The 15,111-nt window shown below is 53.6% G+C and carries 13 protein-coding genes and 5 tRNA genes; 3 read left to right on the top strand and 15 right to left on the bottom strand.

Going from position 1 to position 15,111, the window contains the following annotated elements:
• The first annotated feature begins 15 nt into the window (after positions 1-15).
• The 3 genes from emrB (at position 16) to AOY24_RS15650 (ending at position 3,644) form a co-directional block, all read left to right on the top strand.
• A complete protein-coding gene (gene emrB / locus AOY24_RS15640; protein ID WP_042999623.1) occupies positions 16-1,554 on the top strand; it encodes a multidrug efflux MFS transporter permease subunit EmrB in 1,539 nt (512 codons plus the stop codon).
• A gap of 270 nt (positions 1,555-1,824) precedes the next feature.
• A complete protein-coding gene (locus AOY24_RS15645; protein ID WP_042999622.1) occupies positions 1,825-2,532 on the top strand; it encodes an RNA ligase family protein in 708 nt (235 codons plus the stop codon).
• Positions 2,529-3,644 (top strand): ATP-binding protein, encoded by a 1,116-nt coding sequence (locus AOY24_RS15650; protein ID WP_054176942.1) that lies wholly within the window; start codon positions 2,529-2,531, stop codon positions 3,642-3,644. The genes AOY24_RS15645 and AOY24_RS15650 overlap by 4 nt, the downstream gene beginning before the upstream one ends.
• A gap of 41 nt (positions 3,645-3,685) precedes the next feature.
• Here the strand turns inward: AOY24_RS15650 and luxS are convergent, their stop codons facing one another.
• From luxS to mltB, 15 genes are all read right to left on the bottom strand, one after another.
• Positions 3,686-4,201 (bottom strand): S-ribosylhomocysteine lyase, encoded by a 516-nt coding sequence (gene luxS, locus AOY24_RS15655; protein ID WP_003037312.1) that lies wholly within the window; start codon positions 4,199-4,201, stop codon positions 3,686-3,688.
• A 148-nt stretch (positions 4,202-4,349) separates the two neighbouring features.
• Complete coding sequence (gene gshA, locus AOY24_RS15660) at positions 4,350-5,909, bottom strand: glutamate--cysteine ligase (RefSeq protein WP_042999620.1); 1,560 nt, start codon at positions 5,907-5,909, stop codon at positions 4,350-4,352.
• Positions 5,910-5,987: 78 nt separating this feature from the next.
• Positions 5,988-6,416: a YqaA family protein gene (locus tag AOY24_RS15665; protein WP_042999619.1), complete on the bottom strand. Its 429-nt coding sequence runs from the start codon at positions 6,414-6,416 to the stop codon at positions 5,988-5,990.
• A complete protein-coding gene (gene yqaB / locus AOY24_RS15670; RefSeq protein WP_042999618.1) occupies positions 6,413-6,979 on the bottom strand; it encodes a fructose-1-phosphate/6-phosphogluconate phosphatase in 567 nt (188 codons plus the stop codon). Before yqaB ends, AOY24_RS15665 begins: the two co-directional genes overlap by 4 nt.
• Positions 6,980-7,231: 252 nt before the next feature.
• A tRNA-Arg gene (locus AOY24_RS15675) sits at positions 7,232-7,308 on the bottom strand.
• A 192-nt stretch (positions 7,309-7,500) separates the two neighbouring features.
• Positions 7,501-7,577: transfer RNA gene (locus AOY24_RS15680), tRNA-Arg, on the bottom strand.
• Positions 7,578-7,638: 61 nt separating this feature from the next.
• Positions 7,639-7,715 (bottom strand) — tRNA-Arg (locus AOY24_RS15685).
• Positions 7,716-7,777: 62 nt separating this feature from the next.
• Positions 7,778-7,854 (bottom strand) — tRNA-Arg (locus AOY24_RS15690).
• Positions 7,855-7,857: 3 nt separating this feature from the next.
• Positions 7,858-7,950 (bottom strand) — tRNA-Ser (locus AOY24_RS15695).
• Positions 7,951-8,284: 334 nt separating this feature from the next.
• Positions 8,285-8,470 (bottom strand): carbon storage regulator CsrA, encoded by a 186-nt coding sequence (gene csrA, locus AOY24_RS15700; protein WP_000906486.1) that lies wholly within the window; start codon positions 8,468-8,470, stop codon positions 8,285-8,287.
• A 240-nt stretch (positions 8,471-8,710) separates the two neighbouring features.
• On the bottom strand, positions 8,711-11,338 hold the full coding sequence (gene alaS, locus AOY24_RS15705) for an alanine--tRNA ligase (RefSeq protein WP_054176943.1): 2,628 nt from the start codon (positions 11,336-11,338) through the stop codon (positions 8,711-8,713).
• A 128-nt stretch (positions 11,339-11,466) separates the two neighbouring features.
• Positions 11,467-11,967, bottom strand: a complete 501-nt coding sequence (gene recX / locus AOY24_RS15710; protein WP_044255094.1) for a recombination regulator RecX — start codon at positions 11,965-11,967, stop codon at positions 11,467-11,469.
• 114 nt (positions 11,968-12,081) lie between these two features.
• A complete protein-coding gene (recA, locus tag AOY24_RS15715) occupies positions 12,082-13,143 on the bottom strand; it encodes a recombinase RecA (RefSeq protein ID WP_042999613.1) in 1,062 nt (353 codons plus the stop codon).
• Positions 13,144-13,223: 80 nt separating this feature from the next.
• Positions 13,224-13,721 carry a nicotinamide-nucleotide amidase gene (gene pncC, locus AOY24_RS15720; protein ID WP_044255090.1) on the bottom strand — a complete coding sequence of 166 codons (498 nt, stop codon included), beginning with the start codon at positions 13,719-13,721 and terminating at the stop codon, positions 13,224-13,226.
• A 143-nt stretch (positions 13,722-13,864) separates the two neighbouring features.
• Positions 13,865-14,944, bottom strand: a complete 1,080-nt coding sequence (gene mltB / locus AOY24_RS15725; RefSeq protein ID WP_042999611.1) for a lytic murein transglycosylase B — start codon at positions 14,942-14,944, stop codon at positions 13,865-13,867.
• Positions 14,945-15,111: the final 167 nt, after the last annotated feature.

Here is a 15,111-nt window from a genome sequence, read left to right on the forward strand (position 1 = left end):
TCTGAGGTGCGTGTGATGCAACAGCAAAAACCGCTGGAGGGCGCGCAGCTCGTCATTATGACGATTGCGCTGTCGCTGGCGACATTCATGCAGGTGCTGGACTCCACCATTGCTAACGTGGCGATCCCTACGATCGCCGGGAACCTGGGCTCATCGCTGAGCCAGGGGACGTGGGTGATCACCTCTTTCGGGGTGGCGAACGCCATCTCGATTCCCATTACCGGCTGGCTGGCAAAGCGCGTTGGGGAAGTGAAGCTCTTCATGTGGTCAACGGTGGCGTTTGCCATCGCCTCCTGGGCGTGCGGCGTCTCCAGTAGTCTGAACATGCTGATCTTCTTCCGCGTCGTTCAGGGGGTGGTTGCCGGGCCGCTGATCCCGCTTTCGCAAAGTCTGCTACTCAATAACTACCCTCCGGCAAAGCGCTCTATCGCGCTGGCGCTGTGGTCGATGACAGTGATTGTCGCGCCGATTTGCGGCCCGATTCTGGGCGGCTATATCAGCGATAACTATCACTGGGGCTGGATTTTCTTTATCAACGTGCCGATCGGTATTGCCGTCGTTCTGATGACGCTGCAAACCCTGCGTGGACGCGAAACACGCACGGAACAGCGGCGGATTGACGCCATCGGGCTGGCGCTGCTGGTCATTGGGATCGGTAGCCTGCAGATTATGCTCGACCGGGGGAAAGAGCTGGACTGGTTCGCCTCACAGGAGATCATCATTCTGACCGTGGTGGCGGTGGTCGCCATTAGCTTCCTGATTGTCTGGGAGCTTACCGACGATAACCCCATTGTCGATCTCTCACTGTTTAAGTCGCGAAACTTTACCATCGGCTGTTTGTGTATCAGTCTGGCTTATATGCTGTACTTCGGGGCTATTGTTCTGCTACCTCAGCTTTTGCAGGAGGTTTACGGCTATACCGCGACGTGGGCGGGTCTGGCGTCCGCGCCGGTGGGGATTATTCCGGTGATCCTGTCGCCGATTATTGGCCGCTTTGCCCATAAGCTGGATATGCGCAGGCTGGTGACGTTCAGCTTTATTATGTATGCCGTCTGCTTTTACTGGCGCGCGTGGACGTTTGAACCGGGAATGGACTTCGGCGCCTCCGCCTGGCCACAGTTTATTCAGGGCTTCGCGGTGGCGTGCTTCTTTATGCCGCTAACAACCATCACGCTGTCTGGCTTACCGCCTGAGCGTCTGGCGGCGGCATCGAGTTTGTCTAACTTTACGCGAACGCTGGCGGGGTCAATCGGGACATCGATCACCACCACCATGTGGACCAACCGGGAATCGATGCACCATGCACAGTTAACCGAGTCGGTGAATCCGTATAACCCGAATGCGCAGGCAATGTACGATCAGCTACAGGGACTGGGCATGACGCAGCAACAGGCGTCTGGCTGGATAGCCCAGCAGATAACGAATCAGGGGCTGATTATTTCAGCCAACGAGATCTTCTGGATGTCGGCGGGGATCTTCCTGGTGTTGCTCGGTCTGGTCTGGTTCGCCAAACCCCCATTTGGTGCGGGCGGTGGCGGTGGTGGCGCGCACTAAGGTTTGATTTAAAGGGATCCGCGGATCCCTTTTTTATTGCCTGAAAATGCAGGTGGTTGTTTTATCATCATAAGAGGTGTATCTTTACGCCGCCCCAAATACTTCCATTAACAACTAGCCGGTTCTGAGCGCTTCGCTCAGGTTGTCAATCCTCTTTATCTACACCCTCGCCTTGATGGGTGAAATTCACACTATCCCTTTAAACCCGTTAACCTCACAACTCGCCTCCCCGCGGGCGTAACTTTATAACAACATAAATAATGAATTATCATGAATACGCAACGAAAATACGGGAGAACCTGGCACTATCCTTTCTCCCCCGGCACTACTAGCGATGACCGTATCAACGCCGACTACTGGCGAGATTTGCAGGTTATTCCTCTACTGGTGCACACCGAAAAGCTGGATGGTGAAAATAACTGCCTGAATCGCCACGGCGTTTTTGCCCGCTCTCATGCAGCCCCAACGCAATCCGCGTGGACGCATAAAATTCGCCAGCGCTGGCAATTGCTAAAAAACGATCTTGGCGATTTAGAGCTTTTCGGCGAGAACCTCTATGCCGTCCACTCGATTGAATATCACGCGCTGGAGCAGGACTTTTTCCTGTTTGCCATCCGCTGCCAGGATATGTGGCTAAGCTGGGAAGAAGTGCAGTTCTATGCCGCGCTGTTTGATTTTCCCTGCGTCCCGGAAATCCCAGGACCGCAGCCTGGTCAGGATGAAAAAGCGTGGCAGCGAGAATTTCTTGCGCTAACCAACGGACGCGGCGCGTTCGACCCATGGGATATCCAGGCCGGTCAGCCCTGCACCCTTGAAGGCATCGTGAGCCGTAATCGCAACGAATTTCCTGTGGATGATTTCGCCCACCAAGTGTTTAAGTTTGTCCGTAAGAATCATGTCAAAACAACGGAACACTGGAAGCGCAACTGGCGACGGGCTCGTCTGGCCCATGAATTTGCCTTTGGAGGCCAGTTATGATCTGGCAGCTTACTGGTGACAAAAGCTGGTCGGCGCTGCGACAACAATTCCGCTGGGTAGAAGAGATGCACGATGTACCACAGGATCCCGTCCATCATGCCGAGGGGGACGTTGGCATTCATACTGAAATGGTGCTCAACGCGCTATCAACCATGCCTGACTTTCAGCGATGCTCACCACAGCAACAAGAGCTGCTATGGGCTGCGGCGCTGCTACACGATGTGGAAAAGCGCAGCACCACGCAGCGTGATGAACACGGTCGCATCCAGTCATTGGGCCATGCGCGCAAAGGTGAACTCACGACACGGCAGATCCTGTGGCGAGATATTCCCACACCCTTTATTCTGCGTGAGCAAATCGCGGCGCTGGTTCGCCTGCACGGACTGCCGTTGTGGCTACTCGAACGTCCCGCCCCTGAGCGCCTGCTGCTTAGCGCGGCTATGCGGATTGACACCCGCCTGCTGACGCTGCTCGCCCGTGCCGATATAGAAGGGCGACGCTGTCAGGATAGGGAGGAGATGCTCGACCGGATCGCCCTGTTTGAGCTTTTCTGTCAGGAACAACAGTGCTGGGGACATGCCCGTCACTTCGTTTCCGATGCGGCTCGCTGGCATTATCTGACGCATTCGAACAGTTCAGCCGATTTCATCCCCTGGGAAACAGAAAGCTTTGAAGTGATTATAATGAGTGCGCTGCCCGGAATGGGTAAGGATCGCTATATCAGCGAACACTGTCCCGGCATACCGGTAGTGAGTCTTGATGATACCCGCCGTCGCCTTGGTGTTAGCCCGGAAGACAGGTCGGCAACCGGTCGCGTCGTCCAGCAGGCAAAAGAAGATGCACGGGCTTTGCTGCGACAAAAAACGGCTTTTGTCTGGAATGCGACCAATATTACCCGACAGCTACGAAGCCAGCTCATCGACCTTTTTACTGCCTACGGTGCACGGGTAAAAATTGTCTACATTGAAGTTCCATGGGCGCAATGGAAGCAGCAAAATGCAAACCGCCAATATGCGGTTCCGGACGCGGTTATAATGAGAATGGCGTCAAAGCTGGAAGTACCTCAGTCTGATGAAGCGCACTGCGTGGAATATCAGGTGAGAGATGAGTGAACAAACCGGACAGAGCCACCTCTGTCCGGCTACAGCACTAACTAGATATGCAGTTCCTGCAACTTCTCTTTTGGCAGCGCCAGCTCTTCATTGCTGTTGACGCGAACGTCGCGCTCCAGAATATGACGCGCGATATCCTGTGCTTCACTCAGGGAGTGCATCTGATATGTACCGCACTGGTAGACGTTCAGTTCCGGGATCTGATTCTGATCCTGAACTTTCAGCACGTCGGCCATCGCCGCTTTCCATGCATCTGCCACGCGCTGCTCATCCGGCGTACCTATCAGGCTCATATAGAAACCGGTACGGCAACCCATCGGGGAGATATCGATAATCTCGACGCCGTTACCGTTGAGGTGATTACGCATAAAGCCTGCGAACAGATGCTCCAGCGTGTGAATCCCTTTCTCCGGCATCACCTCTTTATTTGGAATGCAGAAACGCAGATCAAACACGGTGATGGCGTCACCGTGTGGAGTGTTCATCGTTTTCGCCACACGGACTGCAGGTGCTTCCATCCGGGTATGATCGACAGTGAAGCTATCTAACAACGGCATTTAGCCACCTCCGATAATTTTTTATAAATAAACTGAACTCTTTGTTCCGGTGCGAGTCTGAGTATATGAAAGACGCGCATTTGTTATCATCATCCCTGTTTTCAGAGATGAAATTTTGGCCACTCCCGAGTGGCCTTTTTCTTTTCTGTCAGGCCTGCTGCTTTGCCAGCCAGCTGTCAAACGGTTCCGAATCTGCCGCTTCAACTTCGCGCTGACGACGTTTTGAGGCGTCACGTTCAGCCACAAAGTCTTCTTCCTGCAAAATTTCCAGCGGCTCTTCACGCAGCAGATTGCGGTAAGCTTCGCCCAGCGCCCTGCCCGTACCGCCAATACCCGTATCAATCATAGACCGCAGAATACGTGCAGAGAACGTTAATTCCGGGTTATCAAAGCAGGCAACCAGTTCGTCACAGACTTTCTGATAATCCTCTCCGCCGTGGATGCTGTCCAGCGTTTGTGCCACACGCTTCAGATCGCGGAACAGATCTTTACCCACTTCGGGCAGCGGGAACTGTGCAGTTTCACAACCAATCCCTAACGTCAGGCCCGGCTTACGCCCTTCCAGAATCACCCGATTCCAGTTGGTACGCGTACATAGCAGCTCACTGCTGCTCATCTCCGGTGCATCGGCCAGCACACACCAGACCATAAACAGGTCAAGGAAACGCACCTGTTGCTCGTCCACGCCAATTGGCGAGAACGGATTAATATCCAGCGAGCGGACTTCGATGTATTCGATACCGCCACGCAGAAGCGCATCTGAAGGCGACTCACCGCTACGCGTAACGCGTTTCGGACGAATCGGCGCGTACAGCTCATTTTCAATCTGCAGCACGTTGCTGTTGATTTGCAGACGCTTACCGTCTTTTTCCAGCCCTACTGCCGCATACTCTTCAGAAGGCGTTTTAATCGCCCGCTTCAATCCTGCCACATACTCGTAGAGATCGTTAAACGTAATTCCGAGATTGCTTTGCGACTTATTGGTATAACCCAGATCGCTCAGTCGCAGCGAGGTCGCGTACGGCAGGTAGTACATTCCGCAGTCGGTTTTCTCAAACGGCAGCGTGGTCGGTTTGCCCTGCAGGAAGGAAGCGCAAATCGCCGGGGACGCACCAAACAAATAAGGAATGACCCAGCCAAAGCGGTAATAGTTACGGATCAGGCGGAAATAGCCGGCAGAGATTTTCTCTTTTGCCTCTTCGCCTTCCACTACGCCACATTTCGCCTGCCAGAATGCCATCGGCAGTGAAAAGTTGTAGTGCACACCGGAAATAGTTTGCATCAACGCACCGTAACGGTTTTTCAACCCTTCACGGTACAGCGTTTTCATACGACCAATATTTGAAGTGCCATATTGCGCCAGTTCAATGTCCTGACCTTCGGCAATGTAGCAAGGCATGCTCAGTGGCCACATGCGCTCATCACCCATATTTCTGGCGGTATAACGATGCAGGTCACGCATGAAGGTCAGCATATGCTGGATATCGCCGTCTACCGGTGTGATAAACTCCAGCAGCGCTTCCGCGAAATCCGTGGTAATCCATTTATGCGTCAGCGCTGAGCCTAACGCTTCAGGATGCCCCGTTGTCGCCAACGTGCCATCCGCATTCACGCGCAATGTCTCGCGCTCCAGCCCGCGCTGTATCCCCTGTAATGCCTGAGGATGCTTTTCCAGCCAGGCCAAAGCCTGTGATACGTCCGGGATCAAATTGACCTCCCGCCTGTCAAAATCGTATTAATTAGCATAATTGTAGTGGTTAACCTAAAGGCTAATCCCCAGGCACAATTAGTGCCACCAGGTAATGCCCTGAACGGTAGCAGCCGCGACGACAATATAACGCAGCGCTTTGCCAAGGCATAAAAAAAAGAGCACCGGCCCCCACGAGAGGCGCATCCATCCCGCTAACAGGCACAGTAAATCACCCACAACCGGCATCCAGCTTAATAATAGTGTGACCGCGCCATAGCGTTTAAGCCAGCCTGTGGCTTTCTCCTGCCAGCGCGATGTCTTGCGCAGCGGGAAGAAACGCCCAAGGATAACGTTAGTTAACCCTCCAAGGCTATTACCCATTGTTGCTGTTAAAACTAAGACCCAGGGATGACTGAGTCCGGCCAGTAACATGGCAATCAGAACGACTTCCGAGTTGCCGGGCAACAGCGTAGCGCTGAGGAAACTGCTGGCGAACAATGAAAGGAGCGACAGTCCGTCACTCACAGGAGTCGAACGTCCACAGCATCCATTCCGGCGGCGCGTGCTGCCTGGATACCAAAGTCCGCATCTTCAAATACCACGCACTGCGCCGGAGGCACGCCCATACGCTCCGCACAAAGCAGGAAAGTATCTGGCGCGGGTTTATGGTGCTGGACATGATCGGCAGCAACGACGGCATCAAAATAGCGACGCAGCCCCAGATGAGCCAGCAGCGCTTCCGCTACTGCGCTTTCACTGCCGGTTCCGACGGACATCGGGCGACGACCATGCCACGCTTTTACCACCTCAACCAGCGGCAACGGCTCGACGCTGTCGAGGAGCATGATTTTTACCGCGTCGGTTTTTTCACGGGCTAACGCGTGAGGATCGAGATCCGCATGATTCAACTCAATAATGGACTGAGCAATACGCCATGTGGCTGAGCCGTTAAGGGCAATCATCGCCTGAAGATCAAAATGCATACCGTAACGACCTAATACTTCAACCCACGCCTTACGGTGCGTCGGTTCAGTATCCAGAAGGGTACCATCCATATCGAAAATCAGACCCGCATAACGTTCGTACATAGCGCTCTCACCGGCAAATAAACAGACGTTACTTTATCGTAATTGCTGGATTTTGTCGCTGACGACGATGCTGAGGATTGTTCAGGAGATGAATGCAAAGGAGTAAGGAAAAGAAAAAAATGGTGCATCCGGGAAGATGACTCGGCGAAGCCTCGCGGTTCGGGCCGTTGCTGGCGCAACGCTATCCCCCCTGGTACTCGCGATACTCTCGCAGACCATGAAACAACAAACTGGCTGTTATCCGGGAGAAGATGGTGCATCCGGGAGGATTCGAACCTCCGACCGCTCGGTTCGTAGCCGAGTACTCTATCCAGCTGAGCTACGGATGCATCGGGAAACTTATTTTACTGCTGATACTGATACTGCACAAAAGCGGTATCAAGTAAGAGATGGTGCATCCGGGAGGATGACTCGGCGAAGCCTCGCCCTTAGGGCTGTTGCTGGCGCAACGTTATCCCCCTGGTGCTTACGATGCTCTCGCAGACCATGAAACAACAAACTCGCTGTTATTCGGGAGAAGATGGTGCATCCGGGAGGATTCGAACCTCCGACCGCTCGGTTCGTAGCCGAGTACTCTATCCAGCTGAGCTACGGATGCATCGGAAAACTTATTTTACTGCCGATATTGATACTGCACAAAAGCGGTATCAAGTAAGAGATGGTGCATCCGGGAGGATTCGAACCTCCGACCGCTCGGTTCGTAGCCGAGTACTCTATCCAGCTGAGCTACGGATGCATCGGGAAACTTACTTTACTGCAGATTTTGATACCGCTACTAAAGCCGTATCAAGTAAGAGATGGTGCATCCGGGAGGATTCGAACCTCCGACCGCTCGGTTCGTAGCCGAGTACTCTATCCAGCTGAGCTACGGATGCAAATGGCGGTGAGGCGGGGATTCGAACCCCGGATGCAGCTTTTGACCGCATACTCCCTTAGCAGGGGAGCGCCTTCAGCCTCTCGGCCACCTCACCACACGCCTCTTACGAGTGCTTCGAAGAACTTGTTTCTGCTCATCGTCGCTGCGTGGCGCACATATTACTTTCTGGGACTTATAAGTCAAACAATTTTTCCTGAGCTTTTATCGTTTGCACACTTCACGTTCAATTAGTCTGCAAAAACGGCAAAAAGAGTGTTTTATCAACAGATAAATTGGACTCTGGGCAACGGACTACCTCAATGGAAAAGACATACGGATGCAGTAGCGCCAGGCGAAACTGGAAAAAGAGTCACAGAAAAACGAAACAGAGTGGGATATTGCGACGATGTCAGGTTGCGCCTCACCCGGTCAGGTGAGACGCGGAAACCTTAGTAACTGGACTGCTGGGATTTTTCAGCCTGGATACGCTGGTAGATCTCTTCACGATGGACAGATACTTCTTTCGGGGCGTTTACGCCGATGCGTACCTGGTTGCCCTTCACCCCTAAAACTGTCACGGTGACCTCATCTCCAATCATGAGGGTCTCACCAACTCGACGAGTCAGAATCAGCATTCTTTGCTCCTTGAAAGATTAAAAGAGTCGGGTCTCTCTGTATCCCGGCATTATCCATCATATAACGCCAAAAAGTAAGCGATGACAAACACATTACATGTAAGCAGTCACGGCATCACATTCTGTTAAACCTAAGTTTAGCCGATATACACAACTTCAACCTGACTTTATCGTTGTCGACAACGTTGATGCAAACGCCGCGGAATGCTTATCCGCGGCATCGGCTAACGCTTATAGTTATTACAATTTTGCGCTGACCCAGGCTTGCACACTGGCTAACGCCGCAGGCAGAGCAGAAGCATCCGTACCACCGGCTTGCGCCATGTCCGGACGACCACCACCCTTACCGCCCACCTGCTGAGCGACCATACCTACCAGTTCCCCTGCTTTGACACGGTCGGTCACGTCCTTAGACACACCAGCAATCAGAGAAACCTTACCTTCCGCTGCCGTTGCCAGCACGATAATTGTCGACCCCAGTTGATTTTTCAGATCATCAACCATGGTGCGCAACATTTTCGGCTCAACACCCGCAAGCTCACTCACCAACAGCTTAACGCCATTGATATCAACCGCTTTGCTGGAAAGATTCGCACTTTCCTGCGCCGCAGCATGTTCTTTCAACTGCTGAAGCTCTTTCTCAAGCTGACGAGTACGTTCCAGCACTGAACGCACTTTGTCGCCCAGATTCTGGCTATCGCCCTTCAACAGATGTGCAATATCGGCTAAACGATCGCTTTCTGCATGCACAGTCGCAATGGCGCCCTCACCGGTTACCGCTTCAATGCGACGAACCCCGGCGGCGGTTCCGGACTCAGAGACAATACGGAACAGGCCGATGTCACCGGTACGGCTGGCGTGCGTCCCGCCGCACAGTTCGGTAGAGAAATCACCCATGCTCAGCACGCGAACGCGTTCGTCATATTTCTCGCCGAACAGCGCCATTGCGCCTTTTGCTTTCGCCGCTTCCAGATCCATCACGTGGGTTTCAACCGGCAGGTTACGACGAATCTGCGCGTTCACCAGATCTTCAACCGCCCGGATTTCCGCCGGCTTCATTGCTTCATTATGCGAGAAATCGAAGCGCAGCATTTTGTCGTTAACCAGCGACCCTTTCTGCGCCACGTGCTTGCCCAGAATCTGGCGCAACGCCGCGTGCATCAGGTGCGTTGCGGAGTGATTCAGACGAATACGCGCACGACGCGCCTCATCCACATCAGCCTGGACCGCATCGCCCACTTTCAGAGAGCCCGCAGACAGCTTGCCGAGGTGGCCAATTGCCTGACCATATTTTTGCGTGTCACTTACGGCAAACGCAAAGCCCGCGCCTTTCAGTTCACCTTTATCGCCAACCTGACCACCGGATTCCGCATAGAATGGGGTTTGATCCAGTACGACAACGGCTTCCTGACCGACACTGATCGCATCAACCGCTTTACCATCAACAAACAGCGCGGTCACTTTACCGTTCAGTTCCAGATGGTCGTAGCCTTTAAATTCAGAGGCGCTATCCACGCGAATCATCGCGTTATAGTCCGCACCGAAACCGCTGGCTTCGCGCGCGCGACGACGCTGCTCTTCCATGGCGGCTTCAAAACCGGCTTCATCCACTTTGATGTTGCGCTCACGGCACACGTCAGCCGTCAGATCAACCGGGAAACCGTAGGTATCGTACAGACGGAATGCTGTTTCGCCGTCCAGCGTATCGCCGGACAGTGTCGCCAGTTCTTCGTCCAGCAGCGCCAGGCCACGCTCGAGCGTACGGGCAAACTGCTCTTCTTCGGTTTTCAGAACTTGCTCAACCTGAGCCTGCTGACGCTTCAGTTCTTCGCCCGCCGATCCCATGACGTCAATCAGTGGACCCACCAGTTTATAGAAGAAGGTCTCTTTCGCGCCCAGCATGTTGCCATGACGTACCGCACGACGAATGATACGACGCAAAACATAGCCACGGTTTTCGTTCGACGGAACCACGCCGTCGGCAATCAGGAACGCACAGGAACGAATGTGATCCGCAATCACGCGCAGTGACTTGTTGCTCAGATCGGTTGCACCGGTCACTTTCGCTACTGCTTCAATCAGCGTACGGAACAGGTCAATTTCGTAGTTGGAGTTGACATGTTGCAGCACAGCCGCAATACGTTCCAGACCCATACCGGTATCCACGGAAGGCTTAGGCAGCGGCTCCATCGTACCGTCAGCCTGACGGTTGAACTGCATAAAGACGATGTTCCAGATCTCAATGTAGCGATCGCCGTCCTCTTCCGGGCTTCCCGGAGGGCCGCCCCAGATGTGATCGCCATGATCGTAGAAAATTTCGGTGCACGGACCGCACGGACCGGTGTCGCCCATCTGCCAGAAGTTGTCGGACGCATAAGCCGCACCTTTGTTATCACCGATGCGGATAATACGCTCGCGAGGAATACCGACTTCTTTTTCCCAGATTTCATAGGCTTCATCGTCTGTTTCGTAGACGGTCACCCACAGACGCTCTTTCGGCAGGGCAAACCAGTTTTCACCGGTCAGCAATTCCCATGCGTACTGGATTGCATCATGCTTGAAATAGTCGCCGAAGCTGAAGTTACCCAGCATTTCGAAGAAGGTATGGTGACGTGCAGTGTAACCAACGTTTTCCAGATCGTTGTGCTTACCACCCGCCCGCACGCAGCGTTGAGATGTGGTTGCGCGGGAATAATTACGCTTGTCGAGCCCAAGGAAAACGTCCTTGAACTGGTTCATCCCGGCGTTGGTAAACAACAAAGTGGGGTCATTGTTTGGAACCAGGGAGCTGCTGGCAACTACCTGATGTCCCTTACTATGGAAAAAGTCGAGAAACGCCTGACGGATCTCAGCGGTGCTCTTGCTCATAATTATCCTGAAATCTTGCTAACGAAAAATCATTACCAGCAACAACTCTTGATTGACTGGGCCGCCGGCAACTGAAAAGTGGGAATAAGATAAGTTTTCTTTACGGGGAAGTAAAATCCCGTATGCGCTCAATCGTCAAAATTTCGCCATATTTCCTGGATATCCTCCATCAGATATCCACGATAGAGCAAAAATCGCTGTATCTTAACCTTTTCTGAAAATGCGCCAGGCAGCGGTTCACCATATTTACGACAGGCCTGATCGCGTGCGAGAACGCTCCAGTCAATCTCACATTCCCGCATTGCTTTTTCCGTCGATTCACGGGCAATGCCCTTTTGATTCAACTCCTGGCGAATGCGCGCCGGACCATAGCCTTTACGGCTGCGGCTGGCGATAAAGCGGGCGATAAACCGGTCGTCATCGAGATACTGATGCTCGTAACACCAGGCAATCACTCGTTCATAATCTTCCGCAGTCGCATCAATCTCTTCCGGTCCATTTTTCCCCATCACCGGGGCGGCAAGTTTACGTCGCAACTCTTGTTCGCTGTGGTCACGAACCGCGAGGATACGTACTGCGCGATCTAACAGCCGGGAATACGCGGGTCGGCGCGGTGTGGGTTCACTCATAACAACCTTCGAAATCAGAAATGCAAAAAGGCTGCATCAATGCAGCCCTTGAGTGTAATTCAACTTTTTGCCGGATGGCAGTGTTGCGTTATCCGGACGGACGACACCTGACGATTAAAAATCTTCGTTGGTTTCCGCAACGCCTTCACCGTCATCAGCAGCGAAGTCAGGTTTGGTATCCTGGTTATTGAGCAGCATTTCGCGAACTTTCTTCTCAATTTCCTTCGCAGTCGCCGGGTTGTCTTTCAGCCAGGTGGTTGCATTCGCTTTACCCTGACCAATTTTCTCGCCGTTGTAGCTGTACCAGGCGCCCGCTTTCTCGATCAGCTTCTCTTTCACGCCCAGGTCAACCAGTTCGCCATAGAAGTTAATACCTTCACCGTAAAGGATCTGGAATTCAGCCTGTTTAAACGGTGCCGCAATTTTGTTTTTCACCACCTTCACGCGGGTTTCGCTGCCAACCACGTTATCGCCCTCTTTCACCGCGCCAATACGACGGATATCCAGACGAACAGAAGCGTAGAATTTCAGTGCGTTACCACCGGTCGTGGTTTCCGGGTTACCGAACATCACACCAATTTTCATACGGATCTGGTTGATGAAGATCAGCAGCGTGTTGGACTGCTTCAGGTTACCGGCCAGTTTACGCATCGCCTGGCTCATCATACGCGCCGCGAGGCCCATGTGAGAGTCACCGATTTCGCCTTCGATTTCCGCTTTCGGCGTCAGTGCCGCTACGGAGTCGACAACGATAACGTCGACAGCGCCAGAACGCGCCAGCGCATCACAGATTTCCAGCGCCTGTTCACCGGTGTCCGGCTGAGAACAGAGCAGATTGTCGATATCAACGCCCAGCTTACGTGCATAGATCGGGTCCAGCGCGTGTTCTGCATCGATAAACGCACAGGTTTTACCTTCGCGCTGCGCCGCGGCAATCACCTGCAGCGTCAGCGTGGTTTTACCGGATGATTCCGGCCCGTAGATTTCGACGATGCGGCCCATCGGCAGGCCGCCTGCGCCCAGCGCGATATCCAGTGAAAGCGAACCTGTGGAGATCGTTTCCACATCCATAGAACGGTCTTCACCCAGGCGCATGATGGAGCCTTTACCGAATTGCTTTTCGATCTGGCCCAGCGCTGCCGCCAACGCTTTCTGTTTGTTTTCGTCGATAGCCATTAATTACTCCTGTCATGCCGGCTGAAACCGGATAGTGATTCTGTACTGTTGTCGCAATTATACTGTATGGTCATACAGTATCAAGTATTTTGTAGAAATTGTTGCCACAGGGTTTGCAGCGCATAAACCGTGGCTTGCCGACGCACCGCCTCACGGTCGCCGTGAAAGCATTCCCGACGGGTAATCCCTTCTCCGCGCACGCTGGCGAAGGCAAACCAGACGGTGCCGACCGGTTTCTCTTCGCTGCCGCCATCCGGCCCGGCGATCCCGCTGATGGAAACCGCAAAATCGGCACGTGCCGCTTTCAGTGCGCCAATCGCCATCTCAACCACCACCGGTTCACTGACCGCGCCATGCTGCGCCAGCGTCTCTTCCCGCACGCCGATCATCTGCGATTTTGCTTCGTTACTGTAGGTGACAAAACCGCGCTCAAACCAGGCGGAGCTGCCAGCAATATCGGTAATGGCTTTCGCCACCCAACCGCCGGTGCAGGACTCTGCGGTAGTCACCGTCGCACCACGCGCTTTCAGCGCCAGCCCGACCTGTTCACTTAACTGCATCAGTTCACTGTCAGTCATATCAGCCTCTGTCAGTTAAAAAATATGCCGGACAAGATAACACTTTCCCAACGGAGATGGGGATGAGGTAACAATTTTACGAGGGGGATTCCGAAAAATCGAGTGAGGCCCAGGGAAGCCGAAGCAACCCTGGGTAAAAACCATTATTGCACGCGCGCCAGCGCCACTGCCTGACCTAACTGCCACACCGCCATCGCGTAATGGGTGCTGTGGTTGTAGCGGGTAATAGCATAGAAGTTCGGCAAACCGTACCAGTACTGGTAGCCGGTACCAATATCCAGGCGCAGCAGGCTCACCTGCTGATGGTTGCCCAGCGGTTGTTGCGGCGTGAGTCCGGCGGCCGCCAGTTGAGAAAGGCTGTACTGCGTTTTAAAGCCATTCGCCAGTCCCGGTGCCTGACCGTTCGCCATCACCGCCACCGCGTCGCCCTTCACCCAACCGTGCGCTTTGAAGTAATTCGCCACGCTACCGATAGCATCGACCGGATCCCACAGGTTGATGTGGCCGTCGCCGTTGAAATCTACCGCGTACTCTTTATAAGACGACGGCATGAACTGTCCGTAACCCATCGCGCCAGCAAAGGATCCTTTCAAATCTAACGGGTCATCCTGTTCGTTACGCGCCATCAGCAGGAACGTCTCCAGCTCGCCGGAGAAGTACTCCGCACGACGTGGGTAGTTAAACGACAGCGTCGCCAGCGCGTCCAGAATGCGCGTTTTTCCCATCACACGGCCCCAGCGGGTTTCCACGCCAATAATGCCCACGATGATCTCCGGCGGAACGCCGTAAACCTGCCAGGCACGGTTGAGCGCATCTTCATACTGATTCCAGAATGCCACGCCGTTTTGCACGTTATCCGGGGTAATGAACTGTTTGCGATAGCGTAGCCATGCGCCGTTAGGTCCGGCCGGCGGCTGCGTGGTCGGCGCCTGCCTGTCCATCAGACGCAAAACGTAATCCAGGCGCTTCGCCTGTGACAGGATCTCCTGCAACTGCTGACGATTAAAACCGTGCTTGTTCACCATCTTATCGATGAACTGCTGCGCATTTGGGTTATTGGCAAAGTCGCCGCCCATTTGCATAACGTTGTGCTGGGGCTCAAGCAGGAAGCCGCCGGAAGGCGTGCCCGTTGTCGTTTGAGGCTCTTGAGGTTTCGGTTTGCTACTACAGGCAGCAAGTAACACAAACAGGGGAAGTAATGCTACATAACGACGCTTGAACATGAGACATCCATTAAACAGATTCAGCCAGAGAGAAGTATGGTAAAGCATCCCCCGCCATACAAGGAAGCGCCTGACGCGCTCCGTCACACAATTTACGTATCACTTCCCCTCGTTAGATCGTCAGTACATTCTTTCCTTTCCACAAAAACTTTCAACTTAAAATATTT

This window comes from Citrobacter sp. CtB7.12 (assembly GCF_001297795.1).
GTDB classification, from domain to species: Bacteria; Pseudomonadota; Gammaproteobacteria; order Enterobacterales; family Enterobacteriaceae; genus Citrobacter_A; species Citrobacter_A amalonaticus.

Bases quoted from the DNA above. Each gene is read 5' to 3' on its own strand.
- emrB (WP_042999623.1), top strand. From the start codon at position 16: ATGCAACAGCAAAAACCGCTGGAGGGCGCGCAGCTCGTCATTATGACG.
- recX (WP_044255094.1), bottom strand. From the start codon at position 11,967: ATGAGTGAACCCACACCGCGCCGACCCGCGTATTCCCGGCTGTTAGAT.
- pncC (WP_044255090.1), bottom strand. From the start codon at position 13,721: ATGACTGACAGTGAACTGATGCAGTTAAGTGAACAGGTCGGGCTGGCG.
- csrA (WP_000906486.1), bottom strand. From the start codon at position 8,470: ATGCTGATTCTGACTCGTCGAGTTGGTGAGACCCTCATGATTGGAGAT.
- luxS (WP_003037312.1), bottom strand. From the start codon at position 4,201: ATGCCGTTGTTAGATAGCTTCACTGTCGATCATACCCGGATGGAAGCA.
- recA (WP_042999613.1), bottom strand. From the start codon at position 13,143: ATGGCTATCGACGAAAACAAACAGAAAGCGTTGGCGGCAGCGCTGGGC.
- yqaB (WP_042999618.1), bottom strand. From the start codon at position 6,979: ATGTACGAACGTTATGCGGGTCTGATTTTCGATATGGATGGTACCCTT.
- alaS (WP_054176943.1), bottom strand. From the start codon at position 11,338: ATGAGCAAGAGCACCGCTGAGATCCGTCAGGCGTTTCTCGACTTTTTC.
- AOY24_RS15650 (WP_054176942.1), top strand. From the start codon at position 2,529: ATGATCTGGCAGCTTACTGGTGACAAAAGCTGGTCGGCGCTGCGACAA.
- mltB (WP_042999611.1), bottom strand. From the start codon at position 14,944: ATGTTCAAGCGTCGTTATGTAGCATTACTTCCCCTGTTTGTGTTACTT.
- AOY24_RS15645 (WP_042999622.1), top strand. From the start codon at position 1,825: ATGAATACGCAACGAAAATACGGGAGAACCTGGCACTATCCTTTCTCC.